The organism is Pseudomonadota bacterium (genome assembly GCA_022361155.1).
Taxonomy (GTDB): Bacteria; Myxococcota_A; Polyangia; order Polyangiales; family JAKSBK01; genus JAKSBK01.
In genome coordinates this window covers 1-1,837 of record JAKSBK010000206.1, presented here as the reverse complement: position 1 = coordinate 1,837, position 1,837 = coordinate 1, and the positions used below count along the sequence as shown (strand labels likewise).

General features: G+C 65.7%; 1 protein-coding gene. It reads right to left on the bottom strand.

The features are described from left to right. Positions 1-16: 16 nt before the first annotated feature. Positions 17-1,837: polyribonucleotide nucleotidyltransferase (locus MJD61_07625; protein ID MCG8555143.1), on the bottom strand; the 1,821-nt coding region annotated here is incomplete at its 5' end.

Here is a 1,837-nt window from a genome sequence, read left to right as displayed (position 1 = left end):
GGTTCTTCTTGTGTGTTTAGCGCCGGCCGCGGCCGCCACGTCCACCGCGATCGTTGCCGCGGCGTCCCCCGCCACGGTTGCCGCCGGAGCGCCCGCCGCCGCCCGATTTGGGGCGGTCCTTCTCGCGGGCTTCTTCGGCGGTCCAGCCTTCCAGGACGGCCTGGCGGCTGAGGCGGATCTTGCCATCCGGTTGGATGTCGCTGATCATCACCGTGATCTCGTCGCCCACCTGGGCCACGTCTTCCACGCTGGCCACATGAGCGCTGTCCAACTGGCTGATGTGCACCAGCCCGTCGATGTTGGGCATGATCTCCACGAAGGCGCCGAAATCGGTGGTGCGCACCACCTTGCCGGTGTAGATGCGACCGATCTCGGGCTCCTCGGTGAGGGCTTCGACCCGCTCGCGGGCCAGGGCGGCGCTGTCTTCGTTGTTGGCAGCGATGAACACAGTGCCATCATCGTCGACATCGAGCTTGGCCCCGCTCTCGTCCTGGATGGCGCGGATGGTCTTGCCGCCGGGGCCGATGATCGCGCCAATCTTATCCACCGGGATCACGACCGTGCTGATGCGCGGCGCGTGCGGTTTCAGTTCCGGCCGCGGCACGGAGATGGTTTCCAGCATCTTGTCGAGGATGTGGGCCCGGCCGGCTTTGGCCTGCTCCAGCGCCTCAGCCATCATCTCGGTGGTTAGGCCAGCGATCTTGATATCCATTTGTAGGGCGGTGATGCCCTTGGGCGTGCCGGCGACTTTGAAGTCCATGTCGCCCAGGTGGTCTTCCATGCCCTGGATGTCGCTGAGGATGGCGTACTTCTCGCCATCGGTGATCAGGCCCATGGCGATGCCGGACACGGGGGCCTTGATCGGCACGCCGGTGTCCATCAGCGCTAGGGTGGAGCCGCACACTGAGGCCATCGAGGTCGAGCCGTTGGAGGACATGCACTCGGAGACCAGGCGCAGGGTGTAGGGGAATTCTTTCTCGTCGGGGATCATCGGTTCCAGGGCCCGTTCGGCCAGGGCGCCGTGCCCGATCTCGCGGCGGCTGGCGCCACGTAGGAAGCGTGTCTCGCCCACAGAGAAGGGCGGGAAGTTGTAATGGTGCATGTAGCGCTTCTCTTCGTTGGGCGTCAGGTTATCCAGCATCTGGGCATCGCGGGAGGTGCCCAGCGTCGCCAGAGTCAGCACCTGAGTCTCGCCGCGGGTGAAGAGGCCCGAGCCGTGGGCGCGGGGGCTGTAGTCCACCTCCGACCAGATCGGGCGCACGTCGGCGGGCTTGCGCCCATCGGGGCGGACGCCTTGCTCGATAATGCGAGTACGCACGACCGCCTTCTCGGCAGCGCTGAAGGCGTCTTTGACGTCGCCGGCCAGCTCCTCATCTTCGGGGGCCAGTTCGGTGACAATCGCGTCGCGCAGGGCGTAGATGGCCTCCATGTGATTTGTCTTGGCCAGGTCCTGGCTGAGGATGCTCTCCAGCTCGCCCTGGGCGCGCTCCATGACCTGCTTCTTCAGGTCCTCGTCCACAGCGAAGGGCGGGTACTCGCGCTTCTCTTTGCCGATCGCCTCAGCCATTTCCAGCTGAGCGTCAATGATCGGTTGGATCGCCTGGTGCGCAGCCTCCAGGGCGGCGACCATGTCATCTTCGGTGACCTCGAGGGCGCCGGCTTCGACCATCAGGATCGCGTCCCGGGTGCCGGCCACGCGCAGATCGAGGTCCGATTCCTTGAGTTGGGAATAGGTGGGGTTGATGACGAACTGGCCATCCACCCGGCCCACACGCACGGCGCCGACGGGCCCGTTCCAGGGCGCATCGGAGATCATCACGGCGGCGGAGGCCACATT